The organism is Pseudooceanicola endophyticus (assembly GCF_018760365.1).
GTDB classification, from domain to species: Bacteria; Pseudomonadota; Alphaproteobacteria; order Rhodobacterales; family Rhodobacteraceae; genus Pseudooceanicola; species Pseudooceanicola endophyticus.
This window is the reverse complement of sequence record NZ_JAHIAB010000006.1, coordinates 251,798-275,037: the sequence shown is the minus strand read 5'-3', so window position 1 is coordinate 275,037 and position 23,240 is coordinate 251,798. Positions and strand designations below refer to the sequence as shown.

At 68.6% G+C, this 23,240-nt stretch carries 29 protein-coding genes and 1 pseudogene; 9 read left to right on the top strand and 21 right to left on the bottom strand.

Annotated elements, in window-relative coordinates:
- Window positions 1-196: 196 nt before the first annotated feature.
- The 3 genes from KM176_RS12940 to rplS all read right to left on the bottom strand — a co-directional run bounded on the left by KM176_RS12940 (window position 197) and on the right by rplS (window position 2,267).
- Entirely contained in the window at window positions 197-1,399 is a 1,203-nt protein-coding gene (locus KM176_RS12940; RefSeq protein WP_160894595.1) for an APC family permease, read from the bottom strand.
- Between the two features lie 263 nt (window positions 1,400-1,662).
- Window positions 1,663-1,884: a 50S ribosomal protein L31 gene (gene rpmE / locus KM176_RS12935; RefSeq protein ID WP_160894594.1), complete on the bottom strand. Its 222-nt coding sequence runs from the start codon at window positions 1,882-1,884 to the stop codon at window positions 1,663-1,665.
- A gap of 11 nt (window positions 1,885-1,895) precedes the next feature.
- Window positions 1,896-2,267 (bottom strand): 50S ribosomal protein L19, encoded by a 372-nt coding sequence (gene rplS / locus KM176_RS12930; protein WP_160894593.1) that lies wholly within the window; start codon window positions 2,265-2,267, stop codon window positions 1,896-1,898.
- Between the two features lie 355 nt (window positions 2,268-2,622).
- Here rplS and KM176_RS12925 point away from each other — a divergent pair, with 355 nt between their 5' ends.
- On the top strand, window positions 2,623-3,306 hold the full coding sequence (locus KM176_RS12925) for an SDR family oxidoreductase (RefSeq protein WP_160894592.1): 684 nt from the start codon (window positions 2,623-2,625) through the stop codon (window positions 3,304-3,306).
- 194 nt (window positions 3,307-3,500) lie between these two features.
- On the opposite strand, the pseudogene trmD reads toward KM176_RS12925, so the two are convergent.
- From trmD to KM176_RS12880, 10 genes and pseudogenes are all read right to left on the bottom strand, one after another.
- A pseudogene (gene trmD / locus KM176_RS12920) lies at window positions 3,501-4,283 on the bottom strand (tRNA (guanosine(37)-N1)-methyltransferase TrmD); the annotation flags it as partial.
- Between the two features lie 29 nt (window positions 4,284-4,312).
- Complete coding sequence (locus KM176_RS12915) at window positions 4,313-5,113, bottom strand: hypothetical protein (protein WP_160894590.1); 801 nt, start codon at window positions 5,111-5,113, stop codon at window positions 4,313-4,315.
- 2 nt (window positions 5,114-5,115) lie between these two features.
- Window positions 5,116-5,631 carry a ribosome maturation factor RimM gene (gene rimM, locus KM176_RS12910; RefSeq protein ID WP_311136162.1) on the bottom strand — a complete coding sequence of 172 codons (516 nt, stop codon included), beginning with the start codon at window positions 5,629-5,631 and terminating at the stop codon, window positions 5,116-5,118.
- Complete coding sequence (locus KM176_RS24910) at window positions 5,628-5,816, bottom strand: hypothetical protein (RefSeq protein ID WP_236045298.1); 189 nt, start codon at window positions 5,814-5,816, stop codon at window positions 5,628-5,630. Before KM176_RS24910 ends, rimM begins: the two co-directional genes overlap by 4 nt.
- 77 nt (window positions 5,817-5,893) lie before the next feature.
- Window positions 5,894-6,259 (bottom strand): 30S ribosomal protein S16, encoded by a 366-nt coding sequence (rpsP, locus tag KM176_RS12905; RefSeq protein WP_160894588.1) that lies wholly within the window; start codon window positions 6,257-6,259, stop codon window positions 5,894-5,896.
- A gap of 73 nt (window positions 6,260-6,332) precedes the next feature.
- Entirely contained in the window at window positions 6,333-6,641 is a 309-nt protein-coding gene (locus KM176_RS12900) for a chorismate mutase (protein WP_202397815.1), read from the bottom strand.
- 105 nt (window positions 6,642-6,746) lie between these two features.
- The gene (locus KM176_RS12895; RefSeq protein WP_311136161.1) at window positions 6,747-7,304 is read right to left on the bottom strand and encodes a GNAT family N-acetyltransferase; all 558 of its coding nucleotides are present in this window, start codon (window positions 7,302-7,304) and stop codon (window positions 6,747-6,749) included.
- A complete protein-coding gene (locus KM176_RS12890) occupies window positions 7,301-7,855 on the bottom strand; it encodes a GNAT family N-acetyltransferase (protein ID WP_160894587.1) in 555 nt (184 codons plus the stop codon). The genes KM176_RS12895 and KM176_RS12890 overlap by 4 nt, the downstream gene beginning before the upstream one ends.
- Window positions 7,856-8,021: 166 nt before the next feature.
- The gene (ffh, locus tag KM176_RS12885; protein ID WP_160894586.1) at window positions 8,022-9,539 is read right to left on the bottom strand and encodes a signal recognition particle protein; all 1,518 of its coding nucleotides are present in this window, start codon (window positions 9,537-9,539) and stop codon (window positions 8,022-8,024) included.
- A gap of 287 nt (window positions 9,540-9,826) precedes the next feature.
- Window positions 9,827-10,015, bottom strand: coding sequence for a hypothetical protein (locus KM176_RS12880; protein ID WP_160894585.1), 189 nt, complete (start codon window positions 10,013-10,015; stop codon window positions 9,827-9,829).
- A 186-nt stretch (window positions 10,016-10,201) separates the two neighbouring features.
- Here KM176_RS12880 and KM176_RS12875 point away from each other — a divergent pair, with 186 nt between their 5' ends.
- Together KM176_RS12875 and KM176_RS12870 are read left to right on the top strand one after the other, a co-directional pair.
- Window positions 10,202-11,089, top strand: a complete 888-nt coding sequence (locus KM176_RS12875; protein ID WP_160894584.1) for a LysR family transcriptional regulator — start codon at window positions 10,202-10,204, stop codon at window positions 11,087-11,089.
- On the top strand, window positions 11,086-11,973 hold the full coding sequence (locus tag KM176_RS12870; protein ID WP_268946150.1) for a DMT family transporter: 888 nt from the start codon (window positions 11,086-11,088) through the stop codon (window positions 11,971-11,973). Before KM176_RS12875 ends, KM176_RS12870 begins: the two co-directional genes overlap by 4 nt.
- Window positions 11,974-11,979: 6 nt before the next feature.
- Here KM176_RS12870 and KM176_RS12865 read toward each other — a convergent pair whose 3' ends face one another.
- Window positions 11,980-12,321 carry an ArsR/SmtB family transcription factor gene (locus KM176_RS12865; protein ID WP_160894583.1) on the bottom strand — a complete coding sequence of 114 codons (342 nt, stop codon included), beginning with the start codon at window positions 12,319-12,321 and terminating at the stop codon, window positions 11,980-11,982.
- 320 nt (window positions 12,322-12,641) lie between these two features.
- Here KM176_RS12865 and KM176_RS12860 point away from each other — a divergent pair, with 320 nt between their 5' ends.
- The 5 genes from KM176_RS12860 to KM176_RS12840 all read left to right on the top strand — a co-directional run bounded on the left by KM176_RS12860 (window position 12,642) and on the right by KM176_RS12840 (window position 15,290).
- Complete coding sequence (locus tag KM176_RS12860; RefSeq protein ID WP_160894582.1) at window positions 12,642-12,992, top strand: AtpZ/AtpI family protein; 351 nt, start codon at window positions 12,642-12,644, stop codon at window positions 12,990-12,992.
- Window positions 12,982-13,752 carry a F0F1 ATP synthase subunit A gene (locus KM176_RS12855; protein ID WP_160894581.1) on the top strand — a complete coding sequence of 257 codons (771 nt, stop codon included), beginning with the start codon at window positions 12,982-12,984 and terminating at the stop codon, window positions 13,750-13,752. The genes KM176_RS12860 and KM176_RS12855 overlap by 11 nt, the downstream gene beginning before the upstream one ends.
- An 88-nt stretch (window positions 13,753-13,840) precedes the next feature.
- Window positions 13,841-14,077, top strand: a complete 237-nt coding sequence (locus tag KM176_RS12850; protein WP_160894580.1) for a F0F1 ATP synthase subunit C — start codon at window positions 13,841-13,843, stop codon at window positions 14,075-14,077.
- 92 nt (window positions 14,078-14,169) lie between these two features.
- A complete protein-coding gene (locus tag KM176_RS12845; RefSeq protein WP_160894579.1) occupies window positions 14,170-14,712 on the top strand; it encodes a F0F1 ATP synthase subunit B' in 543 nt (180 codons plus the stop codon).
- Between the two features lie 5 nt (window positions 14,713-14,717).
- On the top strand, window positions 14,718-15,290 hold the full coding sequence (locus tag KM176_RS12840) for a F0F1 ATP synthase subunit B family protein (RefSeq protein ID WP_160894578.1): 573 nt from the start codon (window positions 14,718-14,720) through the stop codon (window positions 15,288-15,290).
- Window positions 15,291-15,440: 150 nt separating this feature from the next.
- On the opposite strand, the gene KM176_RS12835 is transcribed toward KM176_RS12840, so the two are convergent.
- From KM176_RS12835 to KM176_RS12820, 4 genes are read right to left on the bottom strand one after another with little or no spacing between them, the layout of a single operon-like run.
- Window positions 15,441-16,211, bottom strand: coding sequence for an FCD domain-containing protein (locus KM176_RS12835; RefSeq protein ID WP_160894577.1), 771 nt, complete (start codon window positions 16,209-16,211; stop codon window positions 15,441-15,443).
- 56 nt (window positions 16,212-16,267) lie between these two features.
- Entirely contained in the window at window positions 16,268-16,876 is a 609-nt protein-coding gene (gene cobO / locus KM176_RS12830; protein ID WP_160894576.1) for a cob(I)yrinic acid a,c-diamide adenosyltransferase, read from the bottom strand.
- Window positions 16,877-16,889: 13 nt separating this feature from the next.
- Entirely contained in the window at window positions 16,890-17,606 is a 717-nt protein-coding gene (locus tag KM176_RS12825; RefSeq protein ID WP_160894575.1) for an LrgB family protein, read from the bottom strand.
- Window positions 17,603-17,959: a CidA/LrgA family protein gene (locus KM176_RS12820; protein ID WP_160894574.1), complete on the bottom strand. Its 357-nt coding sequence runs from the start codon at window positions 17,957-17,959 to the stop codon at window positions 17,603-17,605. The genes KM176_RS12825 and KM176_RS12820 overlap by 4 nt, the downstream gene beginning before the upstream one ends.
- 145 nt (window positions 17,960-18,104) lie before the next feature.
- Here KM176_RS12820 and KM176_RS12815 point away from each other — a divergent pair, with 145 nt between their 5' ends.
- Window positions 18,105-18,395, top strand: coding sequence for a hypothetical protein (locus KM176_RS12815; RefSeq protein ID WP_160894573.1), 291 nt, complete (start codon window positions 18,105-18,107; stop codon window positions 18,393-18,395).
- 198 nt (window positions 18,396-18,593) lie between these two features.
- On the opposite strand, the gene KM176_RS12810 is transcribed toward KM176_RS12815, so the two are convergent.
- From KM176_RS12810 to cobN, 3 genes are read right to left on the bottom strand one after another with little or no spacing between them, the layout of a single operon-like run.
- Window positions 18,594-19,052, bottom strand: coding sequence for a GNAT family N-acetyltransferase (locus tag KM176_RS12810; RefSeq protein ID WP_160894572.1), 459 nt, complete (start codon window positions 19,050-19,052; stop codon window positions 18,594-18,596).
- Window positions 19,049-19,468, bottom strand: a complete 420-nt coding sequence (locus tag KM176_RS12805; protein ID WP_160894571.1) for a GFA family protein — start codon at window positions 19,466-19,468, stop codon at window positions 19,049-19,051. Before KM176_RS12805 ends, KM176_RS12810 begins: the two co-directional genes overlap by 4 nt.
- Before the next feature lie 17 nt (window positions 19,469-19,485).
- Window positions 19,486-23,226 (bottom strand): cobaltochelatase subunit CobN, encoded by a 3,741-nt coding sequence (gene cobN, locus KM176_RS12800; protein WP_160894570.1) that lies wholly within the window; start codon window positions 23,224-23,226, stop codon window positions 19,486-19,488.
- Window positions 23,227-23,240 lie beyond the last annotated feature (14 nt).

Genomic DNA, 23,240 nt, shown 5'->3' with positions numbered 1-23,240 from the left:
CGGAAAAGCGTCCCGCTCGCGCCCCGCGGCCCCGGTGTGCCCGGAAGGTGACGGGCGTGCCGCCCGGTCCTTCATCTTTCCTTAAATATGCCCGCCGGAGGCGCCGATCCGCCACCGCCCGGGCTTTCATCTTTCTCCAAATACGGCTGTCGCGACAGAAACCGCTTGCGCAGGCCGGCGTCCCGATGCAGCCGCCTCAGGATCCTTCGACCGATTGTCCGAAGACCGCGATCGCCAGCCCGAAAAGCGCCAGCGCCCCCCAGCCCAGTCGCCGGGCCCCGCCGGCATGGCGCGCGGTGATCGCCGCCTGCACCGCGTAGTAAAGCGCAAAGGCCCGCGAGGCGTAGGAGATGATCTCGAAGACATCGGAGACCCAGGTCAGCGCGATCCCCACGCTGCACAGCAGCGCATAGCCCTGCCTTGCGCTCAGCCGCCGCCCCGAAAGCTCTTCCAGCAGCCCGCCCGAGCCGCCGGTATCGGCGACGGCCGCGCTGAACTGCGCCGCCAGCGCCGCCAGGATCAGCAGCCCCGGCAGGATCGGAGAGACATCGCGCATCATGTCGATCACGGCGGTCTCGCTCAGCGCGCCCTCGGGGACGTGGTGGGCATAGACCAGCAGGGCCACGTAGACCACGTAGATCGTCGCCGAAAGCCCCTGGGCCAGCCGCATGGAGCCGACGCGGGTCTTCGCGTCGTAGCTGTTGCCAAGGTAGCGCGAGGTCTCGAAACCCTGGACGGTGACCAGCAGGCCAAAGCCCATCGCCACCGCCTGCCAGCCCGAGAAGCTGGCTTCGGGCCGGAACAGGGTGCCCCCGTGCGCCGCGCCGCCGAAGAACCAGGCCAGCCCGGCGATCAGCCCGGCGATGATCGCCAGCTTCAGCGAGACGGAGATGTATTCGGCCCGCTCCAGCAGGGTGAAGCCGCGCCCGTAGCCCATGGCCAGCACCGCGAGGAACATTGCGGTGGTGACGATGCGGGCCGGGATCTCTCCCTGCCAGGGCGTCAGCTTGACCGCGAAGGCGCCGAAGAGGTTCAGGTAATAGGCGACCGAGATCACGTAGGCGATGGCCAGCAGCAGCGCCGAGAGGGTCTCGAGCTTCGAGGGCGCCTCGCGGTCGTCGCCGAGCCGGGTGATATTGCGGCGGATCGCGGCGCCAAAGGCCCAGGCGCCCAGGCAGAGCCCGGCCATCACGGCCGGGGCCCAGGCGCCGTAGCCATGGGCCAGCACCGGCCCCAGCACCAGGAAGCCCGAGCCGATGATCGAGGCCAGCGGCGTCACCATGGCGCGCCAGAGATCCCAGCGGCGCAGCTGCGGCAGGGCCAGCAGCAGGGCGGCGATCAGGCAGGTCGCCAGCACCAGGAGGGAGGTGGGAAGGTTCTGTGTCAGGACGGCAGGCATGGGAGGCTCCTTCGGCCGGTCGATGCTTCCTAACGCGCGGGCGCGCGCTTGGGTACCATCGGGCGGTCGCCTCCGCCTCCAGCGGGCATATTTGAGGAAAGATGAAGGGGCGGGCGGGAGCAGGGCGCCTCCGGCGGCCGTATTTGGGGAAAGATGAAAAGGGGCCGTGCGGCGCGGCGGCGATGGGGGCCGGGCAAAGAAAAACGCCGCATCCGAAGATGCGGCGTTTCCCGAACAGTGCAGCAGCCCCGAGGGGCCGGGCTTCAGAAGCCGAGGCCTGCGTATTTGTTCTTGAACTTGGAGACGCGGCCACCGGCGTCCATCAGGCGCGAGGAGCCACCGGTCCAGGCCGGGTGCACGGTCGGGTCGATGTCGAGGGACATCGTGTCGCCTTCCTTGCCCCAGGTGGAGCGCATCTTGACGATGGTGCCGTCGGTCATCTTGACGTCGATGAAGTGGTAGTCGGGATGGATATCCGTTTTCATGACGACGCTCCTCAGGCCTTGGCTTTGTAGTTGGTCTGCTCGGCGATACGGGCGGATTTGCCGCGACGCGAGCGCAGGTAGTACAGCTTGGCGCGACGGACGCGGCCACGGCGGACAACCTCGATGGATTCGATGTTGGTCGAGTAGAGCGGGAACACGCGCTCCACGCCTTCACCGAAGGAAATCTTGCGGACGGTGAACGAACCGGCAATGCCTGCGCCGTTCTTGCGGCTGATGCAGATGCCTTCGTAGGCCTGCACGCGCGAACGGGTGCCTTCGGTCACCTTGTAGCCGACGCGGATGGTGTCGCCGGCCTTGAAGTCGGGGATCTGTTTCCCCAGCGCAGCGATCTGCTCCGCTTCGATCTGTGCGATAAGGTCCATCGCATATCTCCTGACTGCTCGCGGTTCTCCCGCGAAGGTGGTTGTCGCCTCAGAGCTCCGCTGCGTGCGATCAGGGCCGGGCGGGTCATCCCGCGCTCCCTGCCGGAGGTTCAGGTCGTCGTTGCTGGGTCTTCGCGTTCCGGACCGCTGTCGCCGGGCGGCCCTTGTGGAAATGCAAAGACAGTCCGGCGGACCGATTCCGACCGCGGACAGGCGGCTCTTAGTCGATCCGGGGGCGGCAATCAACCCCCTGGCAGCGCGGAAAGCCCTTTCTGGCAAGGGCGGGACGCGGAATTGGGCCCGGGGCGCGGGGATGCTATGCCCGAAGGGAAGCACAACCCGAAAGGAACAGGCCATGAGCAAGATCATCGTGATCACAGGCGCTTCGAGCGGCATCGGCGCGGCCACCGCGCGGCGGGCGGTGGCCGCCGGCCACAAGGTGGTGCTGGGGGCAAGATCGCAGGCGAAGCTGGCGGCGCTGGTTGCGGAACTGGGTGCCGACAAGGCGCAGGCGGTGGCCTGCGACGTGACCGATCTGGCCTCCCAGCAGGGGCTGTTCGACGCGGCTCTGGCGGCCCATGGCCGGATCGACGCGGTCTTTGCCAATGCCGGGATCGGCGCCACCGCCATGGGAACCGAGAACGGCGATCCGGAAAACTTCCGCCAGATGATCGACGTCAACATCTACGGGCTGACGCTGACCGCCAAGCTGGCCCTGCCGGTGCTCAGGCAGAGCCGTGGCGTGCTGCTGCTGACCGGCTCTCTGGCCGGGCAGGAGGTGCTGCCCGGCTCGGTCTACGGTGCGACCAAGTGGTTCGTGCGCGGCTACGGGGAAAACCTGCGTGCCGAGCTGAAGGGGACCGGTGCCCGGGTGACGGTGATCAACCCGGGCATGGTCGACACGCCCTTCTTCGACACGCCCAAACCCGAGGGGCTGCGGCCCGACGACATCGCCCGGGCGGTGCTTTACGTGCTGGATCAGCCCGCAAGCGTGGCGATACCGGTGATGAACGTCTACCCGACGCCGCCCCTGGCCTGAGCCTAGCCCAGGGCGCGCACCAGCTGGGCCACGCCCTGCCAGGGGTTGGCGGGCAGCGACAGGCCCGGCTGGTCCTCCAGCCTGCGGGCCAGCTCCGCCAGCTCAAGCGCGGGGACCTGCACGCCCTCGCGGGCGAGGAAGGCGGCCAGGGTGGCGGCGTCGTGCACGGCGCGCACGTCGTCATCCAGCAGGCTGGCGCGCAGCGCGGACCACAGGTCGGGGCGGCGCGCACGGGTCAGCGCCTCGCCCATCTTGCGGCGCCACTTGGCGATCTCGGCATGGTTGCCCGACATCAGCACGTCGGGGATGGCGCGGCCTTCCCATTCGGCGGGGCGGGTGTATTGCGGATGCTCCAGCAGCCCTTCGGAAAAGCTTTCTTCCTCGGTCGATTCGGCATTGCCCAGCACGCCCGGCAGCAGGCGCACGGTGGCGTCGATCAGCGCCTGGGCGGCGATCTCGCCTCCGGTCATGACGAAATCCCCGAGCGAGACCTCCTGGATGCCGTAATGTTCGATCACCCGTTCATCGAGGCCCTCGAAGCGGCCGCAGATCAGCGTCACGCCATCGGCGCGGGCCAGATCGCGGGCCATCTGCTGATCGAAGCGGCGGCCGCGCGGGCTGAGGTAGATCAGCGGCATGTGCCCCTTGGCCCGGGCGCGGGCATGCTCGATCGCGGCGCCCATCACGTCGGCGCGCAGCACCATGCCGGCGCCGCCGCCGGCGGGGGTGTCATCGACATTGCGGTGCTTGGTCAGGCCGAAGTCGCGCAGGTTGACGGTGTTCAGCTGCCACTTGCCGTCCTTCAGCCCCTTGCCCGTCAGGCTTTCGCCGAGGATGCCCGGGAAGGCCTGCGGCAGCAGGGTGATGATCTGCGCGGTCCAGACACCGGCCAGCTGCTCTTCCTCCATGAGGGAGCGGGGCTTGAAGGTGGCCGAGATGCTCTTGCGGCCATGGGATTTCAGCGGCGTGTCCTGCATGGGGGTCCTCGGATGTTGCGGGGCGCGGTTTAGCCCCGGGAGGGGCGCGGGATCAACGCCTGTTTGCGGGCGCGCAGTTCGTCGCGGGGCAGATCGGCGCGGTTGAGGGCCAGGAACTGCGCCAGCACCTCCGCCGGCGCGGCGGCATTGGCGGGGGGCAGGGCGGGCAGGGCGGCGCGGGCCGCCTCGGGCACCCCGGCCAGCTCCAGCAGCGGGCTCAGCGGGCCGTTGGGCAGGTCGCGGGTGATCTCCAGCGGGAAGGTCCGCAGCGGATGCGGGGCGACGGCGGCGCGAATGGTGCCGGCGATCGCCTCCAGATCCGCGTGATCGCGCTGGCGGGCGATGTAGCGGGGCAGCTCCTGGGTCATCCGCGAGACCCGCAGGTGCTGGGCATGGCAGGAGCGCATCCAGGCCTCGGGGGCGCGGGTGGTGTAGACGAAGGTCAGCTCCGGCGCGCGGCCCCAGGCCTGGGTCAGGGTCTGGGCGAGGGTCTGCATCAGCGCCGGGGCATTCGGATAGCCGCGCCGGTCGCGCCGCCCCGGGATATGCCCCGAGAGGTCCTCGGACGAGAGCAGCGCCGGGCGGGGATCGCCCGGGTCCAGCCCCTCGGCCAGCACCGCGACCTCGTGGGCGAACAGGCGCAGCGTCAGTGCGCAGGGCGCGGCGTCATGGGCGCGGGCGGCGGCGCACAGGGCTTCCATCTCGGGCTTGAGGAAGATTCGCAGATGCGGTTCCAGCACCTTGCGACCGCGCCGCAGGGTCTTCTGGATCGAGGAGGTGCCGGTCTTGTGGAAGCCCGCATGCACGATCAGGCGCGGCGGGCGGTCCATGTTCAGAACAGGCCTTCGGGGGGATCGGCGACGATGCGACCGGCGGCGATGTCGACGGTGGGCACGGCCAGCTTGGTGAAGGGCAGCAGCACCGGCACGTTCAGCCCCGGGCCGGTGATCTCAAGCAGGTCGCCGGCGCCGTGGTCCATCACCGCGCGTACCCGGCCCAGCTCGTTGCCGCCGGTGTCCACCACCAGCAGGCCGATCAGGTCGGCATGGTAGAATTCGTCATCGGGCAGGGCGGGCAGACGATCGCGCGGCGCATAAAGGCTGAGGCCCTTCAGCGCATCGGCCTCTTCCTTGGTCTCGACCCCGCCGATCCGCGCGGCAAAGCCGTTCTTGATCACCCGGGTCAGGATCAGGGAATAGCTCTGGCTGCCATCCTCGTTCGAAAGGGGGGCGTAATCGGCAATCGCCTCGGGTTCGGCGCAGAAGCTTTTCAGGCGGATTTCGCCGCGCACGCCGAAGGCACCGGCAACGGCGCCGACACAGACCAGTTCCTGGGAAGACTTGTTCACCGTTCGACCTCGGCATTGGTGCCCGGGAGCTGGTCCACGGGGGTGTTGAGTTCGCAGACGGCGGCGGTTTCGGCGCTGCCGCCGGGCGTTCCGCATTCTTGGACCGAGTGGCTGCGTTCGTAAAGAACCCCTGCGACGAAGGCCACGGCCAGCAGGATCGGCAGGCGGAAGAGGCGGAAGATCATCGGAGAGGGGGTCCTTCAGGAAGGCAGCGAAAGGTCCGGACGCGCGGGGCGCCCGGACCTTCCCGAAAGCGAACCGATTACTCGGCTGCGGCTTCCTCGGCTGCGGCAGCGGCTTTTTCGGCCTTGGCTGCTGCGCGCTCCTGGGCGGCTTTGCCCGGGGTGCCTTTTTTCGGGTTGCTGCGCTCTTTCTTCGCAACGACGCCGGCGGCTTCCAGGAAGCGTGCGACGCGGTCGGTCGGCTGTGCGCCCTGGGCCAGCCAGTACTGGATGCGCTCGACGTCGAGCTTCACGCGCTCTTCGTTGTCCTTGGCCAGCAGCGGGTTGTAGGTGCCCAGCTTCTCGATGAAGCGGCCGTCGCGCGGCATGCGCGAGTCAGCTGCGACAACACGGTAGAAGGGGCGCTTCTTGGAGCCGCCGCGGGCGAGACGGATTTTCATGGCCATTGTGGTATCTCCTTGTAATGGCGTTGGTTTGGCGGGGTTCTCCGCCGATCAGTCGGGGCGAGGGGCAAGCCCCTCAGGATTGGTGTTGCCGGTGATGCCGGATCACCTCCTGAATGATGAAATTCAGGAATTTCTTCGCGAAGACCGGGTCGAGGTCGGCTTCGGTCGCCAGGGCTTCGAGCCGGGCGATCTGGGTTTCCTCCCGCGCGGGGTCGGAGGGAGGAAGGTCGTGTTCCGCCTTCAGCTTGCCCACGGACTGGGTGTGCTTGAAGCGTTCGCCCAGGGTGTAGACAAGGATCGCGTCCAGCCGGTCGATGCTGGCGCGGTGTTCCTTGAGCAGCGCGGCTGCGCGGGTCGCATCATCGGTCGCGATCTCAGTCAAGGGCGTATCCTTTCGGTTTGAACAGCGGGTGCGGGGCGGCGCCCGGGTGACCCGCGCGTGCCGCGACGGCCCACCCGCCCGCAGCCATCTGAAGGGGGATCCGGCTCATGCGTAGGCCTCCGCGCCGCCTTCGGCCAGGGCATCGGGGCCGGGATGGCGCCAGATGTCGAGCCGCCCGAAGGCATCATGGGTCCACTGGCCGTCCGGTGCGGCGCCGAGGCGCGCGGCCAGCCGCGCGGAGCCGCCATTGCCGGGCGCCACCAGCGAGATTGCCGTGGTCCAGCCCAGAACGTCGTAGGCGAAGGCCCGGGCGGCGCGGGCCGCCTCGGTGGCATAGCCCTGGCCTTCGTGGCCGTTCATCACGTCCCAGCCGATTTCCGCCTCGGGCCAGCCCTCGGGGGCCCAGAGGCCAACCATGGCGACGGTTTCGCCGGTGCTGCGCAGCTCGACCATCCAGCGGCCAAAGCCCTTCAGGGCCCAGTGGCCGATCTCGGTTCCGAGCTGGCGCCAGGTCTGGGCCCGGTCCTTCGGACCGCCGACGAAGGCGGAGCGTTCGCTGGCGTAGAAGGCCGCGAGCACGTCGAGGTCGCGCGCCTCGGGGCCGCGCAGCACCAGGCGCGCGGTTTCGAGGCGGGGGATGTGGATCTGGCCGGGACGGGTCACGTGAGACCCTCCATGAGCCGACGACCGGCGGCGGTGCGCGGCAGGTGGCGCCAGATCCGCAGTTCGCCGGTCAGGTGATGGCTGAAGGTGCCTTCGGCGCGGGCGCCCAGGCGTTCGACCATGGCGACCGAACGGTCGTTGCCGGGATCGACCAGGCTGATGCAGGAGGCCCAGCCCTTGTCCTGGAACAGCCAGTCGAGGACACAGCGCGCGGCCTCGGAGGCATAGCCCTTGCCCTCGGCGCCCTCCAGCAGCTGCCAGGACAGCTCGGGTTCGGGCCAGCCGCGGGGGAACCAGGGGCCGACCAGGCCCAGCTGGGTGCCGGTAGCCTTCTCGGTCACCGCGAAATGGCCGTAGCCGCGCAGATGCCAGTGGCCCAGGATGGTCGCGATGGACCACCAGGCGGCTTCCGGATCGGGGTGCTGGTCGATGAAGCCGGGGCCGTCCTTGCCGAGATAGGCGGCGCTGGCGTCGAAATCCGGGGCCGCCGGGCAGATCAGCCGCAGGCGGTCGGATTCGAGGACGGGGAAGGCGGAAGCGGCTTCGATCATGCGGCGGCCTCCGGGGGGAGCGTGAGGTGCAGGGGCTGCGGGACAGTCGGCCTGCGGCCGAAGCCTCCGGCGGGGATATTTCCGGCCAGGTGAAAGAGCCCGGTCCCGCGCGGGGCGGGCCGGGGAGCGCGCAGGGGCGCGCGGCGCGATATGAGGGGCGCGCGGATCACTTCTTCTTGCCGAAGCCCGAGAGGCCGCCGGGCAGGCCGCCGCCCATGCCGGGAAGGCCCTTGAGACCGCCGAGGCCGCCCTTGCCGCCAAGCGCCTTGGCCGCTTCTTCCATGGCTTTCGGGTCCATCTGCGAGGGGTCCATGCCGGCGGGCAGGCCGCCGCCCTTGCCCATCATCTGGCGCATGGCCTGTTTCATCATGCCGCCTTTGCCCATCTTGCCCATCTTCTTCATCATGTCGGCCATCTGGCGGTGCATCTTGAGAAGCTTGTTCAGGTCGGAGACATCCTGGCCGGCGCCCGCGGCGATGCGCTTCTTGCGCGAGGCCTGCAGCAGGGCGGGGTTGGCGCGTTCCTTCTTGGTCATCGACTGGATCAGGGCGATCTGGCGGGTGATGACCTTGTCGTCAAAGCCCGCCTCCTGCACCTGCTTGGCCATCTTGCCCATGCCGGGCATCATGCCCATGATGCCTTCCATGCCGCCCATCTTCTGCATCTGCTCGAGCTGGGTCTTGAGGTCGTTCATGTTGAACTGACCCTTGGTGAAGCGCTTCATCATGCGTTCGGCCTGTTCGGCCTCCAGCACTTCCTGGGCCTTCTCGACCAGCGCCACGATGTCGCCCATGCCGAGGATCCGCCCGGCGATGCGCTGCGGCTCGAAGGTCTCGATGGCTTCCATCTTCTCGCCGAGGCCGACGAAGCGGATCGGCTTGCCGGTGATGGCGCGCATCGAGAGCGCGGCGCCGCCGCGGCCGTCGCCGTCCATCCGGGTCAGCACCACGCCCGAGACGCCGATCTTGTCGTCGAACTCGGTCGCGACGTTCACCGCGTCCTGGCCCGTGAGGCCGTCGACCACCAGCAGGGTCTCGCGCGGGTTGACCGCGTCGCGCACGTCGGCGGCCTGCTGGATCAGCTCGGCGTCGATGTGCAGGCGCCCGGCGGTGTCGAGCATGTAGATGTCGTAGCCGCCAAGGCTTGCCTGGGTGCGGGCGCGTTTCGCGATCGTCACCGGGTCCTCGCCCTTGACGATGGGCAGGGTGTCGACGCCGATCTGGACGCCGAGGATCTGCAGCTGTTCCATGGCCGCCGGGCGGTTCACGTCGAGCGAGGCCATCAGGACCTTCTTGCCCTCGCGTTCCTTCAGGCGCTTGGCCAGCTTCGCGGTGGTCGTGGTTTTCCCCGAGCCCTGCAGGCCGACCATCAGGATCGGCGCGGGCGGGCTGTCGATCTTCAGCTTGCCGGGATCGGCCTCACCGGTCAGGGTCGCGATCAGTTCGTCATGGACGATCTTGACGACCTGCTGGCCCGGGGTCACCGACTTGGTGACGGCCTGGCCGGTGGCCTTCTTCTCGACCGACTTGATGAAGTTGCGCGCCACGGGCAGCGAGACGTCGGCCTCCAGCAGGGCAACGCGGACCTCGCGCAGGGCGGTGCGCACGTCCTCTTCGGACAGCGCGCCCTGCTTGGTCAGACGGTCGAAGACGCCGGAGAGGCGTTCGGATAGATTTTCAAACATGCCCCGGCCCTCCAATGGCCTCTGACTGACGATGGTGTCCCCGCTACTTGGGCGGCGACGGCGAAAAGCACAACCTCTCGCGGGAACAGCGCATAGCCCGAAGGCACCAGTGGGCGCAACGCGCTGACTGGTGGCGATCCCCGCAATAGCGATGGGACCGGAATCATCGCGGATTCCGGGAATTGCTCAGGGCTTTAGGGGGCAGGGCGGGGAGAGTCAAGAAAAACAGGTGCCGCGGGGCGAAAGCGGCGGGCGGGGCGCGGCCGGGCGGCAAGCCCGGCCAGGCCTCAGAGGCGGCGGCGGCCGGGCAGGCGGCCCGTCACCCGGCCCGTCACCCGGGGGGCCTTTGCGGGCACGCGCAGCGCGATGCGCTTCTGCCGGCGGCTCAGCAGGGTGTGGCGCGCCAGCACGGCGAAGGCCACCAGGCAGGCCAGCGCGACCAGCGCCGGATGCGTCAGGATCGGTGCGGAAAGCATGTGGGTCATCCCTCTCGGTTTGAGTGCGGTGCAAGACCAACGCCCCGGGGAGCGGGCCTGTTCCCCCGGGGGCGCAAGCGGCCCGAAAGCGCGGGGGCAAGGCGCCCGATCTGCGCTTCCTGCTTGCATCCGTGCACGAATGGGGCAATCTCTGGCCCAATTAGTGATACAGCGCACAGGTCTGCCATGGACAATTGGGATGAGATCCGGACGGCTTACCAGGTGGCGCGCCTGGGCACGGTCTCGGGCGCGGCGGACGTTCTGGGCGTCCACCATGCCACGGTGATCCGTCATATCGACGCATTGGAACGGCGCCTCGGCGTGAAGCTGTTCCAGCGCCACACCCGGGGCTATACGCCGACCGAGGCGGGGCAGGATCTGCTGCGCGTGGCGCAGGCCACGGACGACCAGTTCAGCCAGCTCTCGGCGCGCATCAAGGGGCGCGGCAACGAGGTGGCGGGCGAACTGGTGGTGACCACCATCGGCGGGCTCAGCCAGCTGCTGGTGCCGATCCTGTCGGAATTCCAGGCCGCCTATCCCGATGTGCAGCTGCATTACCTGACCTCGGCCCGGCTGTTCCGGCTGGAATACGGCGAGGCCCATGTGGCGATCCGCGCCGGCAACCCGCCCCAGCAGCCCGACAATGTGGTCCAGCCCTTCCTGCGGCTGCGTCAGGCGATCTACGCCAGCCGCTCCTATATCGAGCGCTACGGCATGCCGCAGATGCCGGGCCGGCTGGCCGGGCACCGCTTCGTCGGCTTCGACGACGAGGTCAGCCGCGCCCCCACCGCCCGCTGGATGCGCGAGAACATCCCCTCCCATCAGGTGGTGTTCCGGTCCGGCGACGTGCGCGCGGTGCGCCAGGCGGTGCTGTCGGGCGTCGGTCTGGGCTTCCTTGGCACCTACGAGACCGAGCAGCGCGATGATCTGGTCGAGGTCCACGCCCCGCTGGAGGAATGGGAAAGCCGGCTCTGGCTGGTCACCCACATGGACCTGCACCGCACCACCAAGGTCCAGGCCTTCCTGAAGTTCCTCAAGGATCATACCGAGCACCTGCGCGGCGACAGCATTTGACCACGCCCCCCGCAGAGCGCCGCAAGGGGCATCTGGCGATGCTGGCCTTCTCGGCCATTGTCGCGGGGTCGTTCCCGTTGGGCGCGCGGGTCGCGCCCTACATCGACCCCGGCGCGCTGACCGCGATGCGCTTCTGGCTGGCGGCGGCGGTGGTCGCGGGGGTGGCGCTGGCGGGGCCGGGGATCTCTCCGGCGCTGTTGCGCGCGCCCTGGCGCTTTGCGCTGCTGGGCGCCACCATCTCGGTCTATTTCGTGACCATGTTTGCCGGGCTGCGCACCGCCGCCCCGGTCAGCCAGAGCGCGGTCTTCACCCTGGTCCCGCCGATGGCGGCGGTCTTCGGCTGGCTGCTGCTGCGCCAGCGCACCACGGCGCGCATGGCGCTGGCACTCTCCATCGGCGGCGCCGGGGCGCTCTGGGTGATCTTCGGCGGCTCGCTGCAACAGGCGCTGGCATTCAACCTCGGCCCCGGAGAGCGCATCTACTTCATCGGCTGCCTGTCCCATGCGCTCTATGCGCCGCTGGTGCCGCGGCTGAACCGCGGAGAGCCGCCGCTGAGCTTCAGCCTGGGCGTGACCCTGGCGGGGGCGGTGCTGCTGTCCGTCTGGTTCGCACCGCAGATCCTGGCCACCGACTGGCTGGCGCTGCCGCCGGTGGTCTGGCTCACCCTCGGCTACACGGCGGTCTTTGCCTCGGCCGTCACCTTCATGCTGTTGCAATATGCCAGCCTGCGCCTGCCGGCGGCCAAGGTCATGGCCTATACCTACATGACGCCCTCCTGGGTGATCCTGCTGGGCGCGCTGAGCGGCCACGGCCTGCCCACGGCGCTGATCCTGCCGGGCATCGCGCTGACCGTGCTGGCGCTGGCGATCCTGCTGAAGGACTGAAAAGGGCTATTCCTGCGGCGGCTCGGGCCTCTCCAGCTCCACCGCCAGGAAACGTTCGAAGGCATCCAGGTTCACCGGCTCGAACTGCCCGAACCCCTGCATCCAGACGCTGGCCTCGCGCAGCGCATCCGGTTCCAGCTTGCACCATTTCACCCGACCGCGCTTCTCCTGGGTGATCAGCCCGGCATTGGCCAGGATCCCCAGGTGCTTTGAAATCGCCGCCAGCGACATCTCGAAGGGCTCGGCCACGTCGGTCACCGCCATGTCGTCCTCCAGCAGCATGGACAGGATCACCCGTCGGGTGGGGTCCGAAAGCGCGGCAAAGACTGTATCGAGAGAGGTGGCCATGGCGCCAGTTAGGTCCGCCCCCGGGGCAAGGTCAATGCCCGACCCTCAACCGCCCGGTTGAGGGTTTTGCCCTGCCGTCACCGCCCCTTGGCCCCCGAAATCCCCGAAAACGCCAAGTTCAACCGCATGGTTGAGAATGCCTTTCGCCCCCTTCCGGCGGGGCAGGGGCCCCGGATGGCTGATTTCTCGCCTATTTCATCTTTCCATAAATATGCAAAAACAAAGCGTTAAGCTGCGACTCCGTTGCCGATCACGCGGCGTTGACTCGGGCCGGTTCAGCGCATAGCACCAAGCTTAACAAGAGCGGGGACATCACCGACATGACCACGCCCGAAAACCGGGAAAAGATGGCCGAGCTGGATCGCAGGATCGCGGCCGCCAAGACCCGGGCCGGGATCGACGTGCCGGAAGCTCCGAAGGGACAGGATCACTATTCGGCGGCCCAGGTGGGCTGGCGCATGGTGACCGAACTCGTGGCCGGTCTGGGGATCGGCTTCGGCATCGGGTACGGGCTGGACTGGGTGTTCGGCACATTGCCCATCATGATGCTGCTGTTCACGCTCCTCGGCTTCATTGCCGGGATCAAGACGATGATGCGCTCCGCGAAGGAGCTGCAGGACCAAACGCCCGGGACGCCCGGGAACGAGACGAGGGAAAACGATGGCGACTGAAGCGCACGGTGCAGATGCGGCCCACGAGGGCTCGGGACTGGTTTTCCACCCGATGGATCAGTTCATCGTCAAGCCGCTCTTCGGCGGCACGGACGTGCACTGGTACACGATCACCAACGTGACGCTGTGGATGGCGATTGCCGTGCTCGCGATCGTCGCGCTGATGGTGCTGGGCACCTCGGGTCGCAACCGCGTGCCCTCGCGCGTCCAGTCGATCGCCGAAATGGCCTACGGCTTCGTCTACAAGATGATCGAGGACGTCACCGGCAAGGACGCGATCCGCTTCTTCCCCTATGTCTTCACGCTGTTCATGTTCGTCGTCTTCTCGAACACGCTCGGCCTGATCCCGATGAGCTTCACCACCACCTCGCACTTCGCCGTGACGATCGTGCTGGCGCTGGCGGTCTTCCTGACCGTGACGGTGCTGGGCTTCGCACTGAACGGTGCCAAGTTCCTCGGGCTCTTCTGGGTCACCTCGGCCCCGCTGGCGATCCGCCCGCTGCTGGCCGTGATCGAACTGATTTCCTACTTCGTGCGCCCGGTCAGCCACTCCATTCGTCTTGCCGGCAACATGATGGCAGGCCACGCCGTGATGAAGGTCTTCGCGGGCTTCGCCGCCATCGCCGCCGTCTCGCCGCTCTCGGTCATTGCCATCGTCGGCATGTACGGCCTCGAATTCCTGGTGGCCTTCATCCAGGCCTACGTCTTCACGATCCTGACCTGCGTCTACCTCAAGGACGCGCTGCACCCGAGCCACTGAGGCCCGGGGCCGTCAGGCCCGATCATTCCGGAAGGCGCCTGCCTTCCGGCCGCAACACCCGCCAATTCCAACGTAAGGAGAACACGACATGGAAGGCAATATCGCAGAACTGGGCAAATTCATCGGTGCCGGCCTCGCGGGCATCGGCTCCGGCGCGGCCGCCATCGGTGTGGGCCACGTCGCAGGCAACTTCCTGGCCGGCGCCCTGCGCAACCCCTCGGCCGCTGCGTCCCAGACCGCGACCCTCTTCATCGGCATGGCCTTCGCAGAAGCCCTGGGGATCTTCTCGTTCCTCGTCGCTCTGCTGCTGATGTTCGCCGTCTGAGGCATCCGGAACAGATCCTTACGTGCGGGTGGGTCCCTTATGGGCCCACCCGTGGTAATTCCCTGACAAGATCCAGTTCCCGGAGTTGACTGATGGCGACCGAAACCCAAGAGCTGAGCCAGCACGCTGCAGAAGTGCAACAGGCGGCCGGCATGCCGCAGCTCGATTTCTCGACCTGGGGCAACCAGATTTTCTGGCTGATCGTGACCCTGGTCGTGATCTACCTGATCCTCTCCCGCGTGGCGCTGCCGCGTGTGGGCGCGGTTCTGGCGGATCGCGCGGGAACGATCGCCAATGACATTGCCGCAGCCGAAGAGCTGAAGCAGAAGGCCCAGGAGGCGGAAGCCGCCTACGACAAGGCCCTCGCCGATGCCCGCGTCGAAGCGGCCCGCATCGTCGCCGAGACGAAGGCCGAGATCCAGAAAGAGATCGACGCCGCCACCGCCAAGGCCGACACCGAAATCGCCGCCAAGGTCGCCGAGGGCGAGAAGGCCATCGCCGAGATCCGCGCCGGGGCCGTCGAGGCCGCCGAGACCGTGGCGAAGGACACGACCGCCGCCGTCATCGCCGCGATGGGCTTCACCGCCCCCGAGGCCGAGATCGACAGCGCCGTTTCCACCCGGCTGAAAGGTTGAGACCCATGCGCAAGACCGTCCTGATCCTGCCCGCTGCCGCCCTCGCGGCCCTGGCCGCCGCCCCCGCGCAGGCTGCCACCGGCCCGTTCTTCTCGCTGCACAACACCAACTTCGTGGTGCTGATCGCCTTCATCCTGTTCCTGGCGGTCCTCGGCTACTTCAAGGTGCCCGGCCTGGTCGCCGGTCTCCTCGACAAGCGCGCCGCCGGCATCCGCTCCGAGCTGGAGCAGGCCGCCGCCCTGCGCGAGGAGGCCAAGGCCCTGCTGGCCGCCTACGAGCGCAAGCAGAAAGAGGTCCAGGCCCAGTCCGCCCGCATCGTCGCCGATGCCAAGGCCGATGCCGCCGCCGTGGCCGAACAGGCCATGAAGGACCTGGAAGTCGCGATCGCCCGCCGCATCGCCGCTGCCGAGGAGCAGATCGCCTCGGCCGAGCAGGCCGCCGTCCGCGAAGTCCGCGACCGCGCCATCGCCGTGTCGATCGCCGCGTCCCGCGACGTGATCGCCAAGCAGATGACCGCCGCCCAGGCCGCGGCGCTGCTCGACAGCTCCATCGAGACGGTGAAGTCCCGCCTCAACTGAGATCCCCCGCCGCGTCGCCGTCGCGATGCATATTTGGGGAAAGATGAAAGACAGGGCGCGCCACGGGGAACCGGGCGCGCCCTGTCTCATTTTCTTGTTCCAAATCCCTCGGGGGAGTCTCCGCAGGAGACGGGGGCAGCGCCCCCGCCGTCATTTCCGCTCGCGCGCCCGGTCCAGCTTCTGGCCGGCGATTTCCGCCCGCTGGTCTTCCTGGATCTGCGCCGCATAGGCGTCGCGGACGAAGTCGAGGTGGTCCTCTATGGCACGGCGGGCGCGGGCGCCGTCGCGGGCCTGGACGGCGGCATTGATCTCGGCATGCTGGTCCAGCAGCTGATCACGGGTCGCGGCGCGCACGAACAGCATGTCCCGGTTCGAAAACACCCCCTCGCGCAGCAGGGTGAACATGGCGCGCATCATGTGCAGCAGGACGATGTTGTGGCTGGCTTCCAGCAGCGCCAGGTGGAATTCCGCATCAAGGCGGGCCTCGTCGCCGGGATCGCCGCTCTGATGGGCGGCGCGCATCCGGTTCATCAGCAGGTCGAGCAGGGCAAGATCCGCCTCAAGCCCCTCGGTGGCGGCGCGTTCGGCGGCCTGGCCCTCCAGGTCGCGGCGGAAGGAGAGGTAGTCGAAGACCGCTTCCTCGTGGCGGCGCATCAGCGCGACCAGCGGCGGGGTCAGTGTCGCGCCCAGGATATCGGCCACGTAGACGCCCGATCCCGCCCGGGTCTCCAGCAGGCCGCGACCCTGCAGCTCGGCCAGGGCTTCGCGCAACGAAGGGCGCGACACCGCCATGCGTTCGGCCAGGTCGCGTTCCGCCGGCAGCCGTTCCCCTGGGCGCAGCAGGCCGCGCAGGATCAGCAGCTCGATCTGGCGCACCACGGCGTCTGAGCGTTTCTCTGGCTGGATGGGGTGAAAGGGCATGGGGCCTCCGCTCGGGTGGTCAGAATTTATGACCGGCGGGCGAAGGCCGCAAGGGATCAGAATTCGACGCCGATCTGGGCCTTGATGCCGGCGCGGAACGGATGCTTCAGCAGCTCCATCTCGGTGGCGAGGTCGGCGATCTCGATCAGCGCGTCCTTGGCATTGCGCCCGGTCAGGACCACATGGGTCATCCCGGGCTTTTCCTGCTGCAGGAAGGCGATCACCTCGGCCACATCCAGGTAGTCGTAGCGCAGCGCGATGTTGATCTCGTCCAGCAGGACCATGCGGTTGGCGGGGTCGCGGATCAGCTCCTTGGCCTTTTCCCAGGCGGCGCGGGCCATTTCCATGTCGCGGGTGCGGTCCTGGGTTTCCCAGGTGAAGCCCTCGCCCATGGTGTGGAACTGGCAGATGTCCGAGAAGTGGCGCTCGATCAGGTCGCGCTCGCCGGTGGACATGCCGCCCTTGATGAACTGCACCACGGCGCAGGGCATCTGGTGGGCGATGCAGCGGAAGATCATGCCGAAAGCGGCGGTGGACTTGCCCTTGCCCTTGCCGGTGTGGACGATCACCAGACCCTTCTCGTCGGTCTTGGTTGCCATGATCTTGTCGCGTGCGGCCTTCTTCTTGGCCATCTTCATCGCGTGGCGCTCGGTATCCTCGGTCATCGGGGCTCTCCGGTCATTGCATCAGGTGCAGAACATAGGGGGCAAGCACCGAGGTCAGCAAGGCATTGAGGCCCATGCCGATGCCGGCGAAGGCGCCGGCGCGCTCATGCGCCTGGAAGGCGCGGGCAGTGCCGATGCCATGCGCCGCGACACCCACCGCGAAGCCCCGGGCGCGCCAGTCGCGCACCCCCAGTACGTTCAGCAGCTGCGGCGCGATGATGGCGCCGATGATCCCGGTCATCAGCACCAGCGCCGCGGTCAGGGTGGGCAGGCCCCCCATGCGTTCCGAGATGCCGATCGCCACCGGGGCGGTCGCTGATTTCGGCGCGAGCGAGATCAGCACCTGGCCGTGGATGCCGAGCATTTCCGCCACGAGCAGCGCCGAGGTCACCGCCACGGTCGAGCCCACCAGCAGCGCCACCGCCATCGGCAGCGCGGTCTTGCGGATGTTCTGGGCATTGGCAAAGAGCGGCACGGCCAGGCCCACGGTCGCCGGGCCCAGCATGAAGTGGACGAATTGCGCGCCCTGGAAATAGGTGTCGTAGCTGGTGCCGGTGACGACCAGCAGGATGCCGAGGCCGATGATCGACAGCAGCACCGGATTGCACAGCGGGAAGCGGCCGGACTTCATGAAGACCCAGTCCGACAGGATGTAGATGCCCAGCGTCAGCCCGAGCCACAGCAGCGGCCCCTGGGCCAGATAGCTCCAGATATCGGTGAGGGTGGTCACGGGCGTTCCTCCTGTCCGGTGATCTTCAGCAGGATGTGGAAGGCCAGCGCCCCGGCGGCGATGGCCAGCGCGGTGGAGACCACGAGGACGATCAGCAGCTCGATCCCCTCCTGCTTCATCAGCCCGAGGTACTGCACCACGCCGACGCCGACCGGCACGAACAGCAGCGAGAGATGCGAGAGCAGCCCGGTGACCGTGCCGCGCACCGCGTCATAGAGCTGCGGCGCGGCGAGGAAGGTCAGGAACAGCAGCAACATGCCCAGCACCGGGCCGGGCAGCGGCAGGTTCAGGGCGCGCGCAAGGCTTTCGCCGATGAGCTGGTAGAGCAGCAGCAGGAAGAGATGGCGGATCATGGGCTTTCTCCGGGTCGGACCGAGACCTATCGGCTAGCGCGCGGGGCCGGGAAAGGGAAGGCAGGGGGCGGGAAGGCCGGGTTGCGCCCGATGCAAGTCGCGGGATGTGCACTGTTTCTTAAGCGGCGGGGCGGACAGTCGCCCCATGCGCCTGCTGCTCGTCCTTCTGCTGATCCTTCCGCTTTCCGCCTGCGGGATGCCGGATCCGCATTTCGCCGCAAGCCCGGTTGCGCGGGTACGGGTGGGGGAGGATCTGTTCGAGGTGCGGCGCCGGGGGCTGCTGGCGGAGGCGGTGCGCCGGAATGCCCGCCTTGCCCCGCGGCTGGAGGCCGTGGCCGGCCCGGCGCGCCGGGCGATGGAATCGGTGACGGGCTGCCGGATGGCCGCGGTGATGGGGGATGCGGCGCTTGTCCTGGGCGTGCTCGACTGCCGCTGAGGACCCGGTTTCCAGTTGCCCTGGAGTCCGGTGGCGGTGGCGGGGCGGTGCAGGGGGCTCTGCCCCCGTCTCCTGCGGAGACTCCCCCGAGGTATTTGGAACAAGAAAATGGGACAGGGGCCTGTCATTCATCTTTCCCCAAATATGCATCGTGACCGTGACGTGGCGGGACATGTGGCTGGGGCGCTGGGCGGCGGATCAGATCCGGCGCTCGAAGGTCAGGCTGGTCGGGCGGTCGTAGCCCGGATGGGCGGTGCGGGCGATCTCGGTGAAGCCCAGGCGGGTGAAGGTGGCGTGGTTCTCGGTCAGCTCGATTCGGGTCTGCAGGCGCAGGGCGGGCAGGTCGAGGGCCGCAGCCCGGGTAGCCGCATGGGCGATCATCCAGCGTGCCAGGCCGCGGCCCCGGGCCGAGGCATCGACGGCGAGCTTGCCGAGGTAGAGGTGATCGGGGCGCGGTGTCAGGATCATGCAGGCGAGGGGGCCGGGCAAGATCCAGAGTTCCGCGGTTTCAGCGGCGCGGGCAAGGTCCTCGGACTGCATCCGCGCCAGCGAGGAGGGCGGATCGATCCGGCCTTCCATACCGGCGAAGGCCCTGCGCAGCAGATCCAGGACGCGGGGAATGTCGGGGGATGTGGGGCCGAGGCGCAGCGGGGTCATTCGCGGGGCAGTCCGTCGTCGGCAAGCGTGATCCAGTCAACCCGTTCGTTCCAGAAGAAATGCCGGTCCGGGGGCAGGCCGGCGGCATCCAGCAGGTTGGCGAGGTAGGTGTGGGTCTCATCCGGAAGTTCGGCGGTGCGATAGGCGAGCGGCGTGCCGCAGCGCGGGCAGAAGAGCCGTTCAACCCCCGGGGAGGAGGCAAAGATCGCCGGGGCCGTGCCATGCCAGTGCAGCTGACGGTCGGGCGTGCTGACGAAGGTGGTGAAGGGCGCGGCGGTGGCGCGTCGGCAGCTTTCGCAATGGCAATGGCCGACCCAGTTCACCGGACCGGTCCAGTCATAGCGCACGGCGCCGCAGAGGCAGCGGCCCTGTCGGTGATCCTCCTGTCGATGATCCGGGGCGAAAAGCGGTTGCATGGCGGGGTCCTTTCCGCTCAAGCCTGCGCCCCGGTCGCGTCCTTGTCCAGTGCCAGCAGCGTGGCGATGCGCGCCGCTGCCGAGTTCGACCGCGGTTGCCAGAGGCCGCGGTCGATGGCTTCCTGCAGGCGCTGGGCGATCTCGCGCAGCGCGGGGGCGTTGTGGGTTTCGATGAAGGCGCGGGTCGTGTCGTCTTCCAGGAAGGCCTCGTGGCAGAGGTCGAAATGGTGGGTCTTCACCGCGCGGGTCGTGGCGGCGAAGGCAAAGAGGTAGTCGACGGTCGCCGCGATCTCGAAGGCGCCCTTGTAGCCGTGGCGCTTCACCCCCTCGATCCACTTCGGGTTCACCACGCGGGAGCGCATGACGCGGGAGATTTCCTCGTCCAGGGTGCGGATGACGGGGCGTTCGGGGCGGGAGTGGTCGTTGTGATAAAGCGGCACCTCGGCGCCCTTCAGCGTGGCGACTGCCGCCGCCGCTCCGCCCTCGAACTGGTAGTAGTCGTCGCTGTCGAGGATGTCGTGCTCGCGGTTGTCCTGGTTCTGCACGATGGCCTCGGCCTGGGAGAGGCGGGCCTGAAGGCCTTCGGTGTCGCGGGTGCCCTCGTCTGCGGTGCCGTAGCTGTAGCTGCCCCATTCCAGGTAGGCGCGGGCGAAATCGGCGCGTTCGGACCAGATCCGTTCGTCGATCAGGGCCTGGAGGCCCGCGCCATAGGCGCCGGGCTTGGCGCCGTAGATGCGGGCCTGTGTTTCGCCGGCGCGGGCGCGGGCGGCGGCGGGGTTCATGTCTTCGGGCTCGTCCAGCGCCTGCACGGCGCGGGCGGCGCTGTCGAAGAGGGCGATCAGTTGCGGGAAGGCATCGCGGAAGAAGCCTGAGATGCGCAGGGTGACGTCGACGCGGGGCCGGTCGAGGGTGGAGAGCGGCAGGATCTCGAACCCCGTCACGCGGCGGTTGGCGGCGTCCCATTGCGGCTTCACGCCCATCAGGGCCAGCCCTTGCGCGATGTCATCGCCGCCGGTGCGCATGTTGGCCGTCCCCCAGGCCGAGAGCAGCAGCGTGCGCGGCCAGTCGCCCTGGTCCTGAAGATGGCGTTCGATCAGCAGGTTGGCGGATTTCCATCCCAGGGCCCAGGCGGTGGGGGTGGGCACCGCCCGGCTGTCGACCGAGAAGAAGTTGCGGCCCGTGGGCAGGGTGTCCAGGCGACCCCGGGTGGGCGCGCCGGAGGGCGCCGGGGCGACGAACTGCCCCGACAGGGCGGTGAGGAGCCCCGCCCCCTCGTCCGGTCCGCAGGCCCTCAGGGTGGGGGCGATGGTGTCATGTACTGCCTGCATCACCGCCGCGCTGGCGGGGCCGGGGGGCGGGGCGTCACTGTCCAGCAGGGCGGCGGCCAGCAGTTCCAGCCGCTCGACCGTGTCACCGGTGCTGCGCCAGGTCTCGGATGTGAGGTTCAGGGCTTCGGGGCGGGGTCCGTCCCAGCGGGCGGCCATGTCGCAATCGAGCGGATCGAAATCCAGCTCCAGATCGGCGGCCAGCGCGCGCGGCAGCGAAGCATTGCCGCCCTTGCCCGCGCCGCGCGGAATGCGCACCAGCGCCTGCAGAAGATCGCGGAACAGCCGGCCTTCGGGGCTTTGGCCGAAGATGTGCAGCCCGTCTCGGATCTGCGCTTCCTTCAACTCGCAGAGCCAGGCGTCGAGTTTGGCCAGATCGGTGTCCGCATCGCCGGTAAAGCCCGCATCCCGGTCCACCCCGGTGACCGAGGTCAGCGACAGGATTTCCCGGCGCAGATGTTCGATGCGTCGGGGATCGAGGCCCGCGGCCTCGTAATATTCATCGACCAGCGCTTCGAGGTCGCGCAGCGGCCCGTAGCTTTCGGCGCGGGTCAGCGGCGGGGTCAGGTGGTCGATGATCACGGCCTGGGCACGGCGCTTGGCCTGGGTGCCCTCTCCGGGATCGTTGACGATGAAGGGATAGACATGGGGCAGCGGGCCGAAGACGGCCTCGGGGAAGCAGGCGTCGGAGAGCGCGATGGCCTTGCCGGGCAGCCATTCCAGGTTGCCGTGCTTGCCCATGTGGGTGATCGCATGGGCGCCGAAGGTCTCGCGCAGCCAGATGTAGAAGGCCAGGTAGCCGTGTGGCGGCGCGAGGTCCGGGGCGTGGTAGGTTTCATCGGGGTCGATGTTGTAGCCCCGGGCGGGCTGGATGCCGACCACTGCGTTGCCGTGGCGCAGGATGGAGAGCTTGAAACCGCCTGCGGCGGTGGCCTCCGGCGGGCATATTTGGGGAAAGATGAAGAACGGGTCATCCTCGGGGGGACCCCAGCGGTCGAGGATCTGCTGGCGGGTGGTTTCTGGCAGGGCGTCGAAATGGGCGCGGTAGGTGGCGAGGGGGAGGAATTCGCCGCCCTCCGTCTGCGCGCGGTCGGTGAGCCAGTTGGTCGGGCCGGCGAGGATCGCCTGCATCAGCGCGTCCGAGGTCTCGGGCGGGGTGTCGATGGTGTAGCCTGCCTCTTGCAGCAGCTTCAGCACGTGGACGGTGGCGGCGGGCGTGTCGAGGCCGACGCCGTTCGCCAGCCGCCCGTCCTTGTTGGGGTAGTTCGCCAGCACCAGCGCGACGCGGCGCGCCGCAGCCGGGGTGGCGCGCAGGCGGGCCCAGTTGGCGGCGAGGTCGGCGACGAAATCCACCCGGTCGGCGCGCGGCACCGGGGCCGCGATCGAGCATTGGGTGGCGGTGTCGTAATGGCTTTGGCCCTTGAAGGAGATGGCGCGGGAGAGGATGCGTCCGTCGACTTCCGGAAGCGCCACGTTCATCGCGATGTCGCGGGCGGAAAGGCCCGAGAGGCCATCCGCCCAGGCCTCTTCGGAGGAGGAGGCGAGGACGACCTGGAAGACCGGGGCCCGGTTGGCGGCAGGCCGGGTGAAGGGGTTGGCATCGCCCGCCTCGCCATGGGGGGAGCCGGTGGCGAAGGCGGTGCAGTTCAGGATCACCTGGGGGGCGGTTTCGGCGAAGAGATCGTCGAGCGTCGCGGCAGAGACCGGATCCTTGAGGGAGGCCACGAAGACCGGCAGCGGGTTCAGGCCGCGCTGGTGCAGGGCGCGGGTGAGGGCGTCGATGGGGGCAAGGCCCGCGCCCTGCACCAGCGCGCGGTAGAAGACCAGCGGCACGGTGGGGGCATCGGGATGCCACTGGGCGCGGAGCGTGGCGAGGGAGGGGGTGGCCTCGCCCGGCCAGTGCAGGCCGGCGCGCAGCAGCGGCGCGGCGGGGCCGGGTTTTTCGGTGTCCTCCAGCAGGGCGCGGGCGTGGTCGAGGAAGGCCGTGGTATTGGCCGGGCCGCCTTCGACCAGGTAGGACCAGAGGGCGTCGTAGTCTTCATCGGGCAGGGTCGAGAGGGCGCGCAGCTCCGGATCGGGCTTGTCGTCGCCCGGCAGCGCCACGAAGGGGACCCCGGCGGCGTGGAGCCGGGCCGAGAACTGTTCCATCCCGTAGCGCCAGTATCCCATGCAGCCCAGCACCCGGGCGATGACCAGTCGGGACTTCGTGGCGCATTGATCGAGGTGGAGGTCCACCGACATCGGATGGGTCAGGTCGGTGATGCGGGCGAGGCGCAGGGAGGGGGCATCGGGCTGCGCCGCATGGGCCTGGGAGAGCGCCGCGAGTTCCGTGTCGGCGGCGGAGAGCACCACGAGATCGGCGGGGCTCTGGTTCAGGTCCACGGCCTCGGTGCCGTCGTCGATGCGTCCGGGGGTGGCGGCGAGAAGATGCATGGGATCGTCCGGGA